We start from the raw sequence: 15,231 nt of genomic DNA, 5'->3' as shown, positions 1-15,231 counted from the left end.
TTACTTGGGGCTGATTCTGGATTCGACGGGATTTGCGAAGCCCTAGGAGCATGCCGAGGGGCGGTTGGCCTCGTAAAAAGCCGCAAAAAAATAGTCGCAAACGACGAAAACTACGCTTTAGCAGCTTAATACCCTGCTTAGAGCCCTCTCTCCCTAGCCTCCGCTCTTAGGACGGGGATCAAGAGAGGTCAAACCCAAAAGAGATCGCGTGGACGTCCTGCCTGGGGCCGAAGCGTTAAACTCAATCAGGCTAGTCTGTCAGTAGCGTGTCCATCCGCAGCTGGCCGGCGAATGTAAAGATTGGACTAAGCATGTAGTGCCGACGGTGTAGTAATTTCGGACGCGGGTTCAACTCCCGCCAGCTCCACCAAATACGTCGCCAGTGAACCAGATAGACCCGGCGATAATAGCGAAAAAGCCCACAACTTCGGTTGCGGGCTTTTTTGTTTTTGTCACATTCAGGGGGGAAGCCCCTTGGCCCGGCTTCCCCCGGGCCGATGCAGGCTAGTGATCCAGATAGAGGTAATGCAGCCAACTGGTCATGCGCAGCAGCACTTTGCGCATCACGGAGACGTGCTCGAAGTGGCCGGTGTAAACCGCCGCCTGGGCGCTCACGCCGTCGGGCAGATGATCCAGATCCGGGTTGGCTGCCAGATCGATCATTACGTACACCCCTTCCCGGCCCGGCGTGGCGCTCAGGCCCTGCAGTGCGCCGCTGGCCTGGTAGCTGCCGTCCGGTATCGCCGGCAACACCCGGCTCACGGTGCCGCCATAAACCTGTCCCGGCAAACCGTTAAACACCACTTCAGCCTGATCCCCCTGCGCCAAGCGCAGGATGGCGTTCTGGCGGAATACCGCCACCACCTGGCGCTTTTGCTGCGGGATAAAGATCATCACCGGTTTGAACGGCAAGCGAACCGCAGCCGTGCCCGGCCGCGCCAGCACCTGCGTGACATAGCCATCGCTCGGCGCACGCACCACCGTTTGTTCCAGGTTGTAACGCGCTTCGGCTATTTGCGATTTCAGGCTGGCTATCGTGGCGTCTTCGCCGTCATAGCGCCCGGACAACCGAGCCTGTTCCTGTTGGAACTGGGCTTTCGCCGCCTGCAGCGCGGCGGATTGCGCCTGGTACTGTTGCTGCGCATGGCTGACGTCCTGCTCCGAAAACGGATTGACCGGCATGGCCGCCCCTTTCGCGTAGCGCTGGTAATCCTTACGGGCACGCTCGTATTCCGCGTTCGCCCGCTGCACGTTGGCAGCGGACTCGCTGAGCGCCGCCCGGCGCGTTCTGATCTCCGCCTCCGCCCCGGCCAGATCCGCCTCCAGCCTGGTGAGCCGCGCGCGGTAGCGGCTGTCGTCGAGCCGGAACAGCACCTCGCCTTTGCGCAGCAGCACGTTGGTTTTCTCCGTCACCTCAACGATCATGCCCGAGACCTGCGGCACCATCGGCACCGACACGGCAATTTTCTGCGCCCGATCGCTGTACGGATGATTGTAGTTCATCGTCAGAATCAACGCGCCGACGATAACGATCCCGCCGAGTACGGCGGTCGGCACGGTCCATTTGTTGACCGGAATGCGGAACAGTTTAAATACGCCGTAGCTCAGCGCCACGTAGCTGAGAATAATGAGCAAATCCATAGGCTACGCTCAACTTACCGTGGGGCCGGGAACCGCCGTCGGCTTTTCCTGCAGGCGTTGTAATTCCGCTTCGAGCAGTGCGATGCGCACCTGCAGATCCGTTGAGGGTTCCGGCCTTTCACTCATGCCCCAGCCGCGTTCCGGCCGATAGAGCGTCGCCCAGATCCACAGCAGCGGCCAAATGGCGTGCAGCGTAAACAGGCTGACCCAACCGGCAACGTGAATCGCATCCTGATGCGGATGGCGGCGTTTTTTCGCCAGTAAATAAGGAATGTCATGAATAATAATGACGCCGTAGAATAATATCAGGAATACCGCGATCAGTACGCCTAAAGCAAAATAGTTAAGAAACATGTAAAGTCCTGGTTGAGAATAATGGAAATAAATAATCTCTATAGCGTGTTATATTGTCTGATGTCGTTGGCGATGGTATCGATGGCGTTCTTCACGTCGGTGACTTTCAGCTGTGCTTTCTCATTATTAAGATTTTCTCCCGAAGCCTTACGTACCACTTTAATCACCGGCTGATTGGTCGCGGCATCGATAAACTCGCCTTCCATATAGACCGCGCTCTCCATAGTACGGTGCCCGGTTACGCTTTGCGTCGCGGCGATCAGCAGCGTGATTGGCAAGACTTCATAGACCTGCAGCCCTTTCTTCTGCGTGTCGATCGCCGTGATGGCGCCGCGGAAAATCAGGGTATGCTCGCGCGGCATGTCCACCAGCGTAAAGTGGGTGCCCATCGCCTGCTTAAACTGCTGGTTGGTGTAATTCAGGATATTGTCGAGCGCGCGTTGGCTCACCATTTCGCTCGGTTTCGGCCGCGGGAAATAGATCATCGGTTGATAAACCAAATATTGATAACGGGAAAAATCGACGCTCTGATCTTTCCAATATAAAACGTCTTTGCCGGACGCGGATTGACCTTTATTGATATCGTCATAATTGGTCAGAAAGGTCGAGTATTTTTCTTTTTCGGTCACGGCGGACGAGCACGCGGCCAGTAATAACAGCGCAGGTAAAATCACCGTTCTTGTTACTTTCATTGACGGATTTCTCTTTATTTTTGTGGATAGCAAATAATCAAATCGAATGATACCCACCCACCCGTGATAAGTCATATGACAATGCCGCCAAAGGTGTATATCATTTTTGATATACAAACTCATACGAGCCGGCCAGTGAAAGAGAAAGACTTCCGCATTGAAGAACTCAGGATTGTCCGCGTCATTGCCGAAACGGCGAGCGTCAGCAAAGCGGCACAGCTGTTGGATATGCCGCAGTCTAACGTGTCGCGCGCCCTCACCGCGCTGGAGCGACGGCTCGGGCTGGAACTGTTCCTGCGCAGCCCGCGTGCGCTGGCGCTGACCGAGTTCGGCGAACAATTCTTGCGCCGCGCCGCACTGCTGCTGGACGAGCATAGCGATCTGCTCGATATGTCCGGCACCTATAAGCGCAGCCTGAGCGGCATGGTCACGCTCGGCGCGCCGATCGGTATCCACGCGTTCCTGGCCAGCTATTTGCTGCCGCCGGTGCTGCATGCCGCACCGGAACTGACGGTCGATCTGGTGACCCGCAATCCCGATGAACGCGAAAAAAAGTATGGTGCGGTGTTCGACAGCGACTGCGATTTGCTGATCAGCTTCTTCCAGCCGCAAAACGAAAGCCTGATCGCCAGGCCCTTTACCCGTTTTCGCGTCGGGCTGTTCGCCGCGCCGGATTACATCGCCCGCTCGCCGCTGAATGAGCTGGATGAACTGTCGCAGCATCGCTGCATTACCTTGCGCATGCTGGGCGGCATTCGCAATACCTGGAGCGGCTACAGTGCGCAGGGGGAGTTGGTGCAGGTCGAGATCAACGGCGCCAGCGTCTGTGATAACATTCTGCCGGCGATCGAGCTGGCCAAACAGGGCCTGGGCATCGTCTACGCCCCATATTATTCCGTCGCCGCCGAGCTCGATGCCGGCACTCTTCTGCCCTGCCTGGCGCGCGAGCGCGGCATCGATATGCAGGCCTACCTGATCTACCGCCGGCGCGGCGTGTTGCCGCACCGCGTGCAGGTGACGATGGACAGCATCATGGAAAGCGTCAAACTGCACGCACACCGGCTGATATAGCCAAAAAAAAACCCCGCCACAGCGGGGTTTAACGCATCACATCAGCGCAAAATACCTCACCGCCCCTCTTTTTCCCCCAGGAAGAAATACCACAGCGGAATGGAAAGCAGCAGGGTGAACACCAGCGTATACAGCAGCACCATCAGGCTCTGCATGATCACCATCTGGGCGCTCCAGGCGCCGATCGGCAGCTGAAACTGCTCGACGGTGCCGCCGAGGATCGCCCGGCCCATCACGCAACCAACCACCACCGCGACCGTCGCCACCGCCGCGCGGAACTTGCGCACCTCGGCGCGGCGGGCGGCCGCTTCTGGCGTTTCATCCCGCAAGCCTTGCCGCTGGCCGCGCCAGCGCCATACGTCCACCAGCAACAACGCCGCGAGGCTCACGCCCATCACCGGCAGACAATAACCCAGCGCCGCTGCCACCAGCAGCGTAACGGCGCGCGCCGGCAGGGAAAGCGCCAGCCAGGCGGCAATCAGCGTATGCACCGGATGCTGCGCCCCCGCCGCCGGGCGGCGGATCCACCACATGCGGTAACCCAGCGCAATCATCAGGCACAGCCCGAGGCCGAACGCCGCCAGCAGCAGCTGATTCGGCAAGCCGAACAGAATGCCCATGTGGGCGTCGATGCCCCAACGGGTCAGCTTGGCGATGAGCGGGAAGGTGTCGAACCGCACCTGGTCGACGACGGCGAAGCTCTGCGGCGCGATGGCGACCGCGTCCACCTGCGTTGGCCAACTGCGATCCACTTCGGTCACCGTCCAGGCTTTGCCCTCGCCTTTCGGCTGGCGCAGCTCTATCTTGGCGGCATCGATCCCGGCGGCGCGCGCGGCATGCAGCGCCCGATCCCAATCGCCGTTCAGCGCATTGGCCTGTGCGGCAGGGTTCATCTTCATGCCCGGCATCATCCCGCGGTGCTCGGCGTGCGGATCGGCCGGCGTCTGCGGCGCATCGGCCTGCAGGCTGGCGTTGACCTGCGGCGTCAGCCAGCCCAGGTTGGCCCGCAGCGCGTCGATGTTGCCGCCGGCCCACTGCGACCAGGTCAACCCGGTAGCCGAGAAGAACAGCAGCCCGGCCAGCAGCGCTACGCCCAGCGTGATATGCCAATGGCGGTTAGCGGCGAAGCCCCCTTTCACCCTTTTCAGCTTGCGCTTCGGCCGCGTCGCCAGCCACAGCGCCACGCCGCCCAGCGCGGCCACCCACAGCCAGGATGCCGCCAGCTCACTGTAATTGCGGCCCATATCGCCGAGCAGCAGGCTGCTGTGCAGCTTATCCAGCCAGGTGCGCAGCGGCAGTACGCCGGAGGTGCCGTACACCGTCATGTCGCCCTTGATCGCCAGCGTGTAAGGATCGACAAACAGCGCGCGCGACTCGGAAGCGCCCAGATCGGCTCCCACGAACTGTACGCGCGTGGTATCCGTCGCGCCGGGCGCCGGGCGCACGGCGTAAATGCGCGTCTCGGCACCCGCCACACGGCGGGCGGCGGCGATTTGGTCGGCCAGCGATCTCGCCTGTCCGTGCGGTTCGGCGAAAAGCGCATCGCGATACAGCGCCTCTTCAAGCTGCGGGGTTAGCACATACAGCGTGCCGGTCAGTGCGGCGACCAGAATAAAAGGGGCAACCAGCAGGCCGATATAAAAATGCAGCCGTCTGATCAGGTTCAGCATCGCGCCTCGCGGCGATGCGGCAGGTGGAGTTTTGGTTATTGAAGACATGGCCTTTCTCGTTTTTCAAACTGTGCACGCAGGCAAACCGTCCGCAGCGATACGGACGGCGTTACCCATGATCAAGCAATAAGGAAAAACGGCTGGCCGGGCGGCCCGCGCGGGCTTGGCCGCAGAGCAAGGCGCAGAATGGGCGGGGGGACGATGCGCGGCGCGCAAGGCAGGCGCGCAATACGCGCCATCAGCCACAGCAACGGGACGAATGCCCACAGCAGCAGCGGCACGTGGATCAGCAGCTCGCAATAGCCGCAGAAAATCATCTCCGCCGGGTCCATGCCGTGGTGGCCGGCATGCTCGGCGGCGGGCATCGCCATCGCGTGCATGTCATGCGGCATGGTAGCGTCCGTCTGCGCCATGCCGCCCATCATCGGGTGGTGCATCAGCGATTTCGACACCACCGGCGCCACAAACAGCAACAGCACCGCCATAATGGCGATGCAGGCGGTAAAGCGTTGCTGTAGCTGACGTGGCACTCTCATCGCGGCGGCGAATTAACCCGGTCGGTGGCGAACAAGCGGTCAGTGTAACCCGCGATGCGCGATGAGGTGAAAGAAAAGTCAGGTTTGTCTTACGCGCCCCCGACGGCGGCGATCACAGCACCCGCGAATAGACCCGCGAGGCTTCGCCCCAGGGGTGATACCCGAGCCCGTTATAAACGAAGCCGTTGCGCTCGTAGTAGCCCTCCAGATCGGTGCACAGGTGCAGCTGCGGGAAGCCCAACCGGCGGGTTTCCGCCGCCACATGCTCAATCAGTTTGGCGCCGTAGCCCCGGCCGCGCTGCGTTTCCTCTACGTAGAGCGCACACAGCCAGGGATACAGCTCGCCACGGCTGATAAAGTCGTTGGTGATGAGCCCCGCACAGCCGAGGATCTGGTCATTTTCCATCAGCAGGTACCACTGCGGCAGCGGGTTGGCGGCGCCGAGGCTGCGGTTGATGGCGTCTTCATACATCATCAGCGTCTCTGCCGTGGCCCAGTGCCGCTGAAAATACGCAATGGCGCGCGGCGCCAGCTCGGGCGCTTGCCGCACCGAAATCATGTCCATGGTCATTCCCGTTATCCATGTTGTCAGCGTAGAATTATGCAGCAATATGCAGGGTATGGCAGCGGCATTCCGCCGCCGTCATTCACTAAGGAGTCATCATGACGCAAAACATCTATGACAATCAGGCTTTCTTCGACGGCTATGCGCAGCTCAGCCGCTCGCAGCACGGCCTGGACGGCGCGCCGGAATGGGCCGCCATCCGCCGCATCCTGCCGGATTTGCAGGGCAAAAGCGTGGTCGATCTCGGCTGCGGCTACGGCTGGTTTTGCCGCAGCGCGCGCGAACAGGGCGCAGCCAGCGTGCTGGGGCTGGACGTCTCGGAAAAGATGCTGGCCAAGGCGCGGGAGATGACCGCCGACGCGGGCATCGAGTACCGCCGGCAAGATTTGGCGCAGCTGCAGCTGCCGCCGGAAAGTTACGATCTGGTCTACAGCTCGCTGACGCTGCACTACCTCGAGGATCTGGCCGCGCTGTTCGCCACGGTGTATGCCGCGCTGAAACCCGGCGGGCAGTTCATCTTCACCGCCGAGCACCCGATCTACACCGCCCCTGCGCAGCAGGGCTGGCTGACCGACGGCAACGGGCAGAAATCCTGGCCGGTCAACGGCTACCAGCGAGAAGGCCAGCGCGTTTCCAACTGGCTGGCGGAAGGTGTCATCAAGCAGCACCGCACGCTCGGCGGCTATATCAACCCGCTGGCGCAGCAAGGCTTTATCATCCAGCATTTGAACGAATGGGGCCCCAGCGCGCAGCAAATCGCCGCTAATCCGGCGCTGGACGAAGAGCAGGAGCGCCCGATGATCTTCATTCTCGCCGCCCGCAAACCCGCCTGATTGATCCGCAGTAAACCGTTCACATCACCACAGTTGGGGAGGCCGCCTCCCCCCAACGGCTATTGCGCCGGCAGCGCCTCCCCGTGCGCCGCGAAGTGCGTCAGCGCCTCGCCCTCCATGCGATAGCGCACCCACTCGCCCTGCGGCTGCGCGCCGATGCTGAGGTAAAAATCGATGGCCGGCTGGTTCCAGTCCAGCACGCTCCACTCCAGGCGGCCGCACTGCCGCTCGCACGCCAACTGAGCGATGTGCCGCAGCAACTTTTTACCGGCGCCCGCGCCGCGATGCTTCGGCGCCACGTACAGGTCTTCCAGATAGATGCCGTTTTTACCCAGCCAGGTTGAGTAACTCATAAAGAACACCGCATAACCCGCCGGCTCGCCGTTCACCGTACAAATCAGCGCTTCGGAACAGGCGCCAGACCCAAACAGGCTGCGTTCGATATCTTCCACGCTGGCCAGCACCTGCTCGCGCGCCTTTTCGTACACCGCCAGCTCGATAATCATATCCAGAATCAGTTTGGCGTCGCTTTTTTGCGCCGGGTAAATCTCGATGGTCATGGCAAATCCTGAGTGTGTTGATGACTGTGCTTGCCAGCATATCGCGCCTCAAATACTGTATGAACTGCATTTTCATCAACAGGTAATGAATATCATGCATCTGGATTTGAAGCGCCTCGATCTCAACCTGCTGCTGGTGTTCGAAGCGATCTATCGCCTGCGATCGGTGACGCGCGCCGCGGCGGAGCTGGCCCTCAGCGCGTCGGCGCTGAGCCACGCGCTGATCCGGCTGCGTAAGGCGCTGGCGGACGAGCTGTTCTACCGGGTCGGCAACGACATGCACCCGACGGTGTATGCCGACAGCCTGGCCCCGACCGTCAGCGAAAGTCTGGCGCTGCTGGCCAAAGGGCTGCATCCGCGCCCGCGCTTCGTTCCCGCCGAAAGCCGGGAGAGCTTCACCTTCGCCATTACCGATTACACCGCCTTCGCGGTGTTTCCCGCGCTGATGGCGCAGATGCAGCGCCTGGCGCCGGGGCTGTCGTTCCAGCTGCGCTATTCCGAGCGCAAGGTGGCATTGAACGATCTGTTGGCGGGGCGCATCGACTTCGCGCTGGGCTTTACCGAAACCGACGGCGAAAGCTACCCGGAGATCGACGAGGTGAGCTGGCTGGAGGATGAGTATGTGGCGATTTGTTCACCCGCCTTCAGCGTAAAATACGGCGAACTGACGCTGGAAAACTATCTGCGGACGCGCCATCTGGTGGTGACGCCGTGGAACGAACAGCGCGGCGTCATTGACTACCAGCTCGATAAGCTGGGGCTGCAGCGCGATATCGCCATCCGCACGCCTTCGCTGCTGGGAGCGCCGTTCATCGTCGCCGACAGCGAACTGGTGATGAGCATGCCGCGCTACGCCGCGCAAAAATTGCGGCAGGCGGCGGCGCTGGATATCCACCCCCTGCCGTTTCCGGTGCCGCCGTATCAGATTAAAATCTACCTGCACCGCAAGAACGGCCGGCCGGAGGCCTGCCGCTGGTTGCGGCAACAGCTGCAGGCGCTGGCGGCGTTATAACGCGGGTTCGCCGATCGGCAGATACCCCTGCCACAGCGGCCGGGCCGGTTTGCCGTGCGGGTTGGCCCGCAGATGAACGTGATAACCCTGCAGCGCCTGCAGCAGCAGGCAGTCGTCCACCTCGGCCAGGTCATCCTTGTGCTGCTGCGCGCTATCGGTCAGCAGCACTCGTTTGGCTTTGTCTTTCGCCTCGCCGGCAGAGCGCGCCACAAACAGGCCGAACTGGTGCAGTTCCGCCAGCTCATCGCTGCGGTAACCGCCCACGTTAACGAAAAACAGCTTCTCTTCACCGGCGAACGGCGCAGGCTCCAGGCTCACGTCGTAACCGTCCGCCCAGTCGATGCGCGCATAACCGTCGACATGCACCTTGCGCTTATCGCCGAACCACTTTTCGCGCAGCAGCGGATACGCCTCATCCGGCCGATCCGCCGCCGCGAACTGCACGTCGTGCAACTCAATATTGGCGCCCGGTGCCGTACCCCCCACATAAAACATCAATAATCCCGGCATGTTAGTCTGCTCTCCCTGGTGATAATCGCTGTATAATTTAATGCATAACGAAACATCTGCCAACGGTAGCGCCATTCTGTGTTATCAATAGGTGAGGTTTAATCTGTTGTGGAGGAACGCATGGCATTCAATATCGGTGATTTTGTACAACGCACCACCGGCGGCCCAAAGATGACCGTGGTGGCGATCGACGGCGAAACCCTGGTTTGCAGCTGGAATGAACTGGGTAAAGAGCAGCGCACGGAGGTGCAGGCCAGCGAGGTGGCGCTGTACCATGAAGACGGCGATTTCGGCGTCTGCTGAACGCTCGGGGCGCGCGCCGCGCCCCGTTATCGCCTCAGGCGCGAATGTCCTGATAGGCTGGCGTGGTATCAAACTCATGCTTGGCGAACGGGCACAGCGGAATGATTTTACGCTGCTCAGCGCGCATTTTCTCCACCACCAGCGCCACCAGCTTTTTGCCGACGCCCTGCCCCTTCAATGACTCATCCACCCAGGTGTGATCGATAATGGTCAGCTTGTCGCCGCTCGGCACGAAAGAGATCTCGGCGATCAGCTTGCCTTGCTCATCATTGATATAAAAACGCTTGTCGTCTGCCAAGATTTTATGATCCATATGATTTCTCCCTATATTTAAGTGCGCCGCTGGGGCAGCTGTCGATAACGCGTTTCACCTCGGCCGGCTCGGCATTGTCCGGCATAATCCACGGGCGGCGATTCAGGGTAAAAATAGCCGCGTTGCCATGCACGCAGTTGGCGGAATGGCGGCAAACTGCACTGTTAAAATAAACGTCAATCTTATCACCGGAATAACGGCGGTAACCGGCGGCGGTCAATTCCTCATCCATCATGGCCTCACATTGCCTGTTTTATTGTTTTTGCTCCAGAGTCAAGTATAGGCAATACCGCCGGCTTCACCACGCGTCTCGCCCATCGAAAAAAGTGGCGCAACCGCCCGTCGCCGCTAGAAAAAAACGTAAATTGTTCTAATCTTTATACAGTAAGACAACATAATTCCGACAGTGGCTAAGGAGTTCGAAATGGGTGATAGCTCAAAAGACGGCGTAATTCTGCTGTCCCGCATATTGCTGATGATTCTGTTTATCATTTTCGGTTGGATGAAACTGGTCAACTTCGGTGCGACCGTCACGGCGATGGAAGGTTACGGCACGCCGATGCCTTATTTGGCGGCGATCGTTGCCGTGGTGGTGGAGTTTATTTTCGGCATCGCGCTTATTCTCGGCCTGTTTACTCGCCCTATCGCGGTCATTTTCGCCCTCTATGTTTTGGGCACCGCGTTTATCGGCCATCCATTCTGGAAAATGACCGGTATGGAAATGATGGGCAACGAAATCAACTTCTTTAAAAACATCAGCATCATTGGTGGTTTGCTGTTGCTGGCGGTGACCGGCGCCGGCCGTTATTCGCTGGACTATAAAATATTTAATAAATAATTCATCGATGGCCGGCGATATTCGCCGGCCATTTTATTTCGGCAATCCTTTCAACGGCTGCGCTTGGCGTGGCGCTCAAAGTTTTCCGCCCTGGCCTGCGCCGATTTACGCAGCGTGACGTAGCAGGCGCCCTCGCCGCCGTCGCGCGGTAAGGCGCGGCAAAACGCCTGCACCTGTTCAAACTGCGCCAGCCATTTGGCGACGTAACTGCGCACGATATTCGGATGGCTGTCGTTCTGCCGCCCGCGGCCATGCACGATCAGCAGCGAACGCAGGTTTTGCGCCTCCGCCTGCACGATGAAGCGAAACAGCGCCTGCCGGCTGGCTTCAACCGGCTGACGCAGCAGGTTCAGCGACGCCTGCGGCGGGTAACGCCCGTTGCGCAGCTTGTCCAGCACGCCCTGCTGAATGCCTTCCCCTTTGAACTCCAGCGGCTGTTCGCAGGGGATCACCTCGAGAAAATCGGTGCTGAGGAAGTTTTCCTGCCGCAGCCGCTGTGCTTCGCGCCGCGCGCTTTTGTCCACCGTCTCCTGCGGCCGGAGGTGCAACGTCTGCCGCCCGTTCGCCAGCGGCACCACGTCCGCCATCGCCTGTTCAAAAAAGTCTTTTTCCTGCTCGCTCATGTTCCACCTCTCTTGAACGGCAGCCTTTACGGCCGGGAATGGGGTCGATTGTAAGACGCCTTGCCACGGTTGCAAGCCGGGAATTGTCAGCGGCATGTGTCTCATTTGTCGTCAACGGGTGAGCTTGCGAGCAGTTTTCGCTATACTGCTAAGCCATCATTGAGTGCCGCAAAGGATCGAGCCCATGACAATGCGCGAGCTGGAAATCCAGTTTCAAAATGCGATGAATGAGTTGCAGAGCAGCTTCGAACGGCAACACCGCGAATGGCAGCAGAGCTACCAGGCGCTGCAGCAACTGCTGGAAGAAGCCAAACAGCGCGAAGCCGCGCTGCGGGCGCAGAATGAACAACTGGCGCGCAAACTGAGCACCGCCAGTTCGGTGCCGGAACAACATGCGCTGGTCAAGCAGATCAAAATGCTTGGCGCCCATCTCGACGCGTTGGCCAAAGACGCGGCCACCTTTAACCACCATCTGCGCCAGCAGAGCGCGGTCGGTAATTTCAGCGGCGAACAGCATTGATAGCGGGCGCTGTCGCACAGCGCCTCTCCCTCTTCTGGCGTATTGAGAGTGTAATAAAGCCTAAATGACCTGGATCATCCTCGCCGTCCTGATCGTCGTATTTATTATCGGTTACCGCATTCTGACGTCCGACACCCGCAAAGCCATCGATTCGCTGGCCCATCTGCTGAGGGTCAAACCGATGCTGATCGAATCGATGATCCAGGAAATGGGCGGCCGCCAAAGCCAGACCTTTATCCGCATGCTGAACAACGGCTACACCGAAGAGATGCACCAGGCCGCTTACCTGCTGTTCATCTATCTGACGTTCATCAAACAGGCGGACGACGAACAGATTGCCCTGTGGCGCGACGTGCTGCTGCGCGCCGGGCTGTCGCCGGAGCTGCACGCCGAGCACACCGAAGCGGCGCTGTTTTACTTCGCCGAGCTGGATATCGATGCATTTGAACTGGCGCAGTTCCGCCGCGCCTACAATGAGCGTTTCAACCGCGAAGCGTTGGCCCACGGCTGATCGCGTCCCCCGGGCGGGGGACCGATTACAGGAACATGCTGTAGAGGTAGCGCGACAGCGCTTCGCGCGAGCTGAAGCCGTGTGCGATGCCGTAACGCAGGTTCGGGGCGTCGCTGCTTAAATCCAGGGGAAACTCCAGATACTGCTCGCTGGTGCGCACCGGCGAGGTCGGCGTGGCGAAATGCACGCTTCTCTCTTTCAACGCCGGGTGGATCACCAATGCGGTTCTGCCCATCCGCGCTTCGCGATTCACATACACATAATGCGTACCCTTGCGGTAGCCATAGGCCTGATCGGTGACATAATCACGCTCAAAGCCGGTATTCTCCAACACTTTAGCCACTTCATCCGGCCGTAAATACATCGATTCCTCCTCTCATTCTGGACCGCTGAGCGACCTTACCGTAATCATTCACCGAAACAACGATTTTCTGGGGAGGAATCCGGGTTTCGGACTATTCCTGAATCAGCGCCGGCTGCGCTGCAGCAGGCGCAGGGTGAGCAGCACCCCGATCGCCACCAGCAGCGCCGCCGCCAGATAGATCGACGGCACGCCCGCTTGCCCAATCAGCAGCCCGGCCAGCGGGCCGGTGATGCCCAACGCCAGGTCGAGGAACGCCGAATAAGTGCCGAGCGCCGTGCCCTGGTTCTGCGGCGGCACCTGTTTCACCGCCTCAACGCCCAGCGCCGGGAACACCAGCGAAAAACCGGCGCCGGCCAGCAACGCGCCTGTTTGCACTATCCAGGGTTCGCCGGCCTGCCAGATCAACAGCAGCCCGACGATCTCGACCAGAAACGACGCCAGCGTCACCTTCAACCCGCCGTGGCGGTTGATGACGTTGCTGAAGATCAGGCGGATGCCGACGAAGGCGCAGCTGAACAGCGTCAGCGAAAACGCCGCGCCGCTCCAGCCCTTGTCGGCGTAGTAAAGGGTGATGAACGTGGCGATGACGCCGAAGCCGACGGTGCCCATCGCCAGCCCGAGACCATAGGCCCAGATGCGGCCGAACACCGCGCTGAAGGCGATGCGCTGCCCGGCGGCGATCGAGACGTCCGGCTTGCCGCTCGCCAACAGCAGCGCCACCGCGACCGCCAGCACGATCAGCGCCGCCACCCCGGCCAAGCCCCACTGCTGATTCAGGTACACGCCGAGCGGCGCGCCAGCCGCCATCGCCCCGTAGGTGGCGACGCCGTTCCAGGAAATCACCCGTGCGGTGTGCATCGCCCCGACCCGGCCGATGCCCCACAGCGTGGAACCGGTGCTGGCGAAGCTTTCGCCGACGCCGAGAAACACCCGCCCCACGCACAGCAGCAGCAGGCTGAGCCACGGATAACCGTCAACGCCAAACGCCAGCGCGTAAAACAGCCCGCTGGCGCCGCAGCACGTCAGGCCGAACAGCACCACCTTCTTCGGCCCCAGCTGATCGGCGTAGCGCCCGGCATGCGGACGGCTGAACAGCGTGGCGAAGTATTGCGCACTGATGATAAGGCCCGCCAACACCGAGTTGTAGCCCAGGTGGTCATGCACAAATCCCGGCAGCACCGCCAGCGGCAGGCCGATGGTCAGGTAGCAGACGAAGGTGAACATCACCACGGACAGAATGCGTCGGTTCAGCTGGAAGTTATTTTCTGCGGTCATCGAAGGTGGCTCGCATCGGACGGGGTAGACGAAGCCCTCCAGCATACCCCGATGAGATTTGATGATAAATGAGAGAGTGATAACGAATTATTATTTCGCTAACGATTTTGCCGCCACCCGCGCGCGCAGAAAATCGATAAACGCCCGCACCTTCTCCGGCACATGGCGGGTATTCGGGTAGAGCGCATAGATGCTCTGCTCGGGGAAACGGTGATCCGGCAGCAACCGCTGCAGCCTGCCGGCGTCGATCTCGGGCTGCGCCAGCCACGCCGGCAGCAACGCCACCCCGGCGCCATGCAGGGCGAACGCCAGCAATGCCGCGGCGCTGTCGCCGGTAAGCGTGGCGGCGTCCGCCACCTTGAACAGCACCGCTTCGCGCTGCGGCGTGACCACCTGCCAGCTGAGGGGCGAACTGAGCCGGCTGTGGGCGATCCACTGCGCCTGCGCCAGATCCGTCAGCGAATGCATCGGCCGGTCGGCCAGATAATCCGGCGCCGCCACCGGAAAAATGGCGAAGCTGTCGATCAAGGCCGCGCGGTGGCTGGAATCCGCCAGCTGGCCCAGACGGATCGCCACGTCGAAGCGCTCCGAGATCAGATCGGCATGATAAGAAGAAGACACATGCTGGATGCGCAGGCGCGGATGCTGGCGCGAAAACGCCGCCAGCGCCGGCGCCACCACCTGCGCGCCGTACTCCGGCGTGCTGGTGATGCGCAGCACGCCGCTCAGCCCGTGATGATCGCGGCGCACGTCGTCGAGCACGTTCTCCGCCTCCTGCAACAACTGCAGGCTGCGCTGGTAGAAGCGTTCGCCGGCATCGGTCAGCGATAATCGGCGGGTGCTGCGCACCAGCAGTGACACCCCCAGCTCATTCTCCAGCTGCTTGACGTTAAAGCTCACCACCGCCTTGGTTTGCCCCAGCGCCACCGCTGCTGCGGTAAAGCTGCCCGCCTCCACCACCGCCGCGAAGATCGCCAGGCGCTGCAAATTCAGCATTTCGCCGCCCTTATTGTCAAAATGATTTTGACAGTGTAATCGCC

At 60.5% G+C, this 15,231-nt stretch carries 21 protein-coding genes and 1 other RNA gene; 8 read left to right on the top strand and 14 right to left on the bottom strand.

The genetic code is table 11. The features are described 5' to 3' along the window. Positions 1-6 precede the first annotated feature (6 nt). Positions 7-370, top strand: a transfer-messenger RNA (tmRNA) gene (gene ssrA, locus AC2CGI_RS00290). A gap of 134 nt (positions 371-504) precedes the next feature. On the opposite strand, the gene AC2CGI_RS00285 is transcribed toward ssrA, so the two are convergent. The 3 genes from AC2CGI_RS00285 to AC2CGI_RS00275 are packed head-to-tail and all read right to left on the bottom strand — an operon-like array spanning position 505 to position 2,687. Next, positions 505-1,641 carry an HlyD family secretion protein gene (locus AC2CGI_RS00285; protein WP_060457251.1) on the bottom strand — a complete coding sequence of 379 codons (1,137 nt, stop codon included), beginning with the start codon at positions 1,639-1,641 and terminating at the stop codon, positions 505-507. 9 nt (positions 1,642-1,650) lie between these two features. Next, entirely contained in the window at positions 1,651-1,995 is a 345-nt protein-coding gene (locus AC2CGI_RS00280) for a DUF3302 domain-containing protein (RefSeq protein ID WP_076741045.1), read from the bottom strand. 38 nt (positions 1,996-2,033) lie between these two features. Continuing rightward, positions 2,034-2,687 (bottom strand): DUF3313 domain-containing protein, encoded by a 654-nt coding sequence (locus AC2CGI_RS00275; RefSeq protein WP_031300159.1) that lies wholly within the window; start codon positions 2,685-2,687, stop codon positions 2,034-2,036. A 135-nt stretch (positions 2,688-2,822) separates the two neighbouring features. Here AC2CGI_RS00275 and AC2CGI_RS00270 point away from each other — a divergent pair, with 135 nt between their 5' ends. After that, complete coding sequence (locus tag AC2CGI_RS00270; protein WP_015378823.1) at positions 2,823-3,758, top strand: LysR family transcriptional regulator; 936 nt, start codon at positions 2,823-2,825, stop codon at positions 3,756-3,758. A gap of 56 nt (positions 3,759-3,814) precedes the next feature. Here the strand turns inward: AC2CGI_RS00270 and AC2CGI_RS00265 are convergent, their stop codons facing one another. The 3 genes from AC2CGI_RS00265 to AC2CGI_RS00255 form a co-directional block, all read right to left on the bottom strand. Then, entirely contained in the window at positions 3,815-5,428 is a 1,614-nt protein-coding gene (locus AC2CGI_RS00265; protein ID WP_080497846.1) for a DUF2534 family protein, read from the bottom strand. Between the two features lie 119 nt (positions 5,429-5,547). Beyond that, positions 5,548-5,964, bottom strand: coding sequence for a DUF2946 domain-containing protein (locus tag AC2CGI_RS00260; RefSeq protein WP_242517250.1), 417 nt, complete (start codon positions 5,962-5,964; stop codon positions 5,548-5,550). 112 nt (positions 5,965-6,076) lie between these two features. Beyond that, positions 6,077-6,529 (bottom strand): GNAT family N-acetyltransferase, encoded by a 453-nt coding sequence (locus AC2CGI_RS00255; protein ID WP_080440182.1) that lies wholly within the window; start codon positions 6,527-6,529, stop codon positions 6,077-6,079. A 98-nt stretch (positions 6,530-6,627) separates the two neighbouring features. Between AC2CGI_RS00255 and AC2CGI_RS00250 the strand changes: the two genes are divergently transcribed. After that, positions 6,628-7,362, top strand: coding sequence for a class I SAM-dependent methyltransferase (locus AC2CGI_RS00250; RefSeq protein WP_076741042.1), 735 nt, complete (start codon positions 6,628-6,630; stop codon positions 7,360-7,362). Between the two features lie 59 nt (positions 7,363-7,421). On the opposite strand, the gene AC2CGI_RS00245 is transcribed toward AC2CGI_RS00250, so the two are convergent. Next, a complete protein-coding gene (locus tag AC2CGI_RS00245; protein ID WP_076741041.1) occupies positions 7,422-7,922 on the bottom strand; it encodes a GNAT family N-acetyltransferase in 501 nt (166 codons plus the stop codon). A gap of 85 nt (positions 7,923-8,007) precedes the next feature. On the opposite strand from AC2CGI_RS00245, the gene AC2CGI_RS00240 reads away from it, so the two are divergent. Further along, a complete protein-coding gene (locus AC2CGI_RS00240) occupies positions 8,008-8,934 on the top strand; it encodes a LysR substrate-binding domain-containing protein (RefSeq protein ID WP_076741040.1) in 927 nt (308 codons plus the stop codon). Here AC2CGI_RS00240 and AC2CGI_RS00235 read toward each other — a convergent pair. Beyond that, a complete protein-coding gene (locus AC2CGI_RS00235; protein ID WP_049242290.1) occupies positions 8,929-9,444 on the bottom strand; it encodes a DUF1543 domain-containing protein in 516 nt (171 codons plus the stop codon). The genes AC2CGI_RS00240 and AC2CGI_RS00235 overlap by 6 nt on opposite strands. Before the next feature lie 120 nt (positions 9,445-9,564). Between AC2CGI_RS00235 and AC2CGI_RS00230 the strand changes: the two genes are divergently transcribed. After that, positions 9,565-9,747 carry a YodC family protein gene (locus AC2CGI_RS00230; RefSeq protein WP_015378856.1) on the top strand — a complete coding sequence of 61 codons (183 nt, stop codon included), beginning with the start codon at positions 9,565-9,567 and terminating at the stop codon, positions 9,745-9,747. Positions 9,748-9,781: 34 nt separating this feature from the next. On the opposite strand, the gene AC2CGI_RS00225 is transcribed toward AC2CGI_RS00230, so the two are convergent. Further along, a complete protein-coding gene (locus tag AC2CGI_RS00225; protein ID WP_004928983.1) occupies positions 9,782-10,060 on the bottom strand; it encodes a GNAT family N-acetyltransferase in 279 nt (92 codons plus the stop codon). Beyond that, positions 10,050-10,292, bottom strand: coding sequence for a (4Fe-4S)-binding protein (locus tag AC2CGI_RS00220; RefSeq protein ID WP_004928981.1), 243 nt, complete (start codon positions 10,290-10,292; stop codon positions 10,050-10,052). The genes AC2CGI_RS00225 and AC2CGI_RS00220 overlap by 11 nt, the downstream gene beginning before the upstream one ends. Before the next feature lie 192 nt (positions 10,293-10,484). On the opposite strand from AC2CGI_RS00220, the gene AC2CGI_RS00215 reads away from it, so the two are divergent. Then, positions 10,485-10,898, top strand: a complete 414-nt coding sequence (locus tag AC2CGI_RS00215) for a DoxX family protein (protein ID WP_004928980.1) — start codon at positions 10,485-10,487, stop codon at positions 10,896-10,898. Positions 10,899-10,948: 50 nt separating this feature from the next. Here the strand turns inward: AC2CGI_RS00215 and smrA are convergent, their stop codons facing one another. Then, the gene (gene smrA / locus AC2CGI_RS00210; protein ID WP_015378857.1) at positions 10,949-11,521 is read right to left on the bottom strand and encodes a DNA endonuclease SmrA; all 573 of its coding nucleotides are present in this window, start codon (positions 11,519-11,521) and stop codon (positions 10,949-10,951) included. Between the two features lie 184 nt (positions 11,522-11,705). On the opposite strand from smrA, the gene AC2CGI_RS00205 reads away from it, so the two are divergent. Further along, complete coding sequence (locus AC2CGI_RS00205; protein ID WP_004928976.1) at positions 11,706-12,041, top strand: MbeD/MobD family mobilization/exclusion family protein; 336 nt, start codon at positions 11,706-11,708, stop codon at positions 12,039-12,041. 64 nt (positions 12,042-12,105) lie between these two features. Then, complete coding sequence (locus AC2CGI_RS00200) at positions 12,106-12,552, top strand: DUF1198 family protein (protein WP_004928974.1); 447 nt, start codon at positions 12,106-12,108, stop codon at positions 12,550-12,552. A gap of 25 nt (positions 12,553-12,577) precedes the next feature. Here the strand turns inward: AC2CGI_RS00200 and AC2CGI_RS00195 are convergent, their stop codons facing one another. From AC2CGI_RS00195 to AC2CGI_RS00185, 3 genes are all read right to left on the bottom strand, one after another. Further along, positions 12,578-12,916 carry a DUF2002 family protein gene (locus tag AC2CGI_RS00195; RefSeq protein WP_004928971.1) on the bottom strand — a complete coding sequence of 113 codons (339 nt, stop codon included), beginning with the start codon at positions 12,914-12,916 and terminating at the stop codon, positions 12,578-12,580. Between the two features lie 102 nt (positions 12,917-13,018). Then, complete coding sequence (locus AC2CGI_RS00190) at positions 13,019-14,191, bottom strand: MFS transporter (RefSeq protein ID WP_015378858.1); 1,173 nt, start codon at positions 14,189-14,191, stop codon at positions 13,019-13,021. A gap of 90 nt (positions 14,192-14,281) precedes the next feature. Further along, positions 14,282-15,187 carry a LysR family transcriptional regulator gene (locus AC2CGI_RS00185; RefSeq protein ID WP_015378859.1) on the bottom strand — a complete coding sequence of 302 codons (906 nt, stop codon included), beginning with the start codon at positions 15,185-15,187 and terminating at the stop codon, positions 14,282-14,284. Positions 15,188-15,231: the final 44 nt, after the last annotated feature.

Source organism: Serratia sp. LSHTC3, from assembly GCF_057197125.1.
Note: the sequence above shows the minus strand (reverse complement) of the source record. Positions and strands in the feature narration are given on the sequence as shown.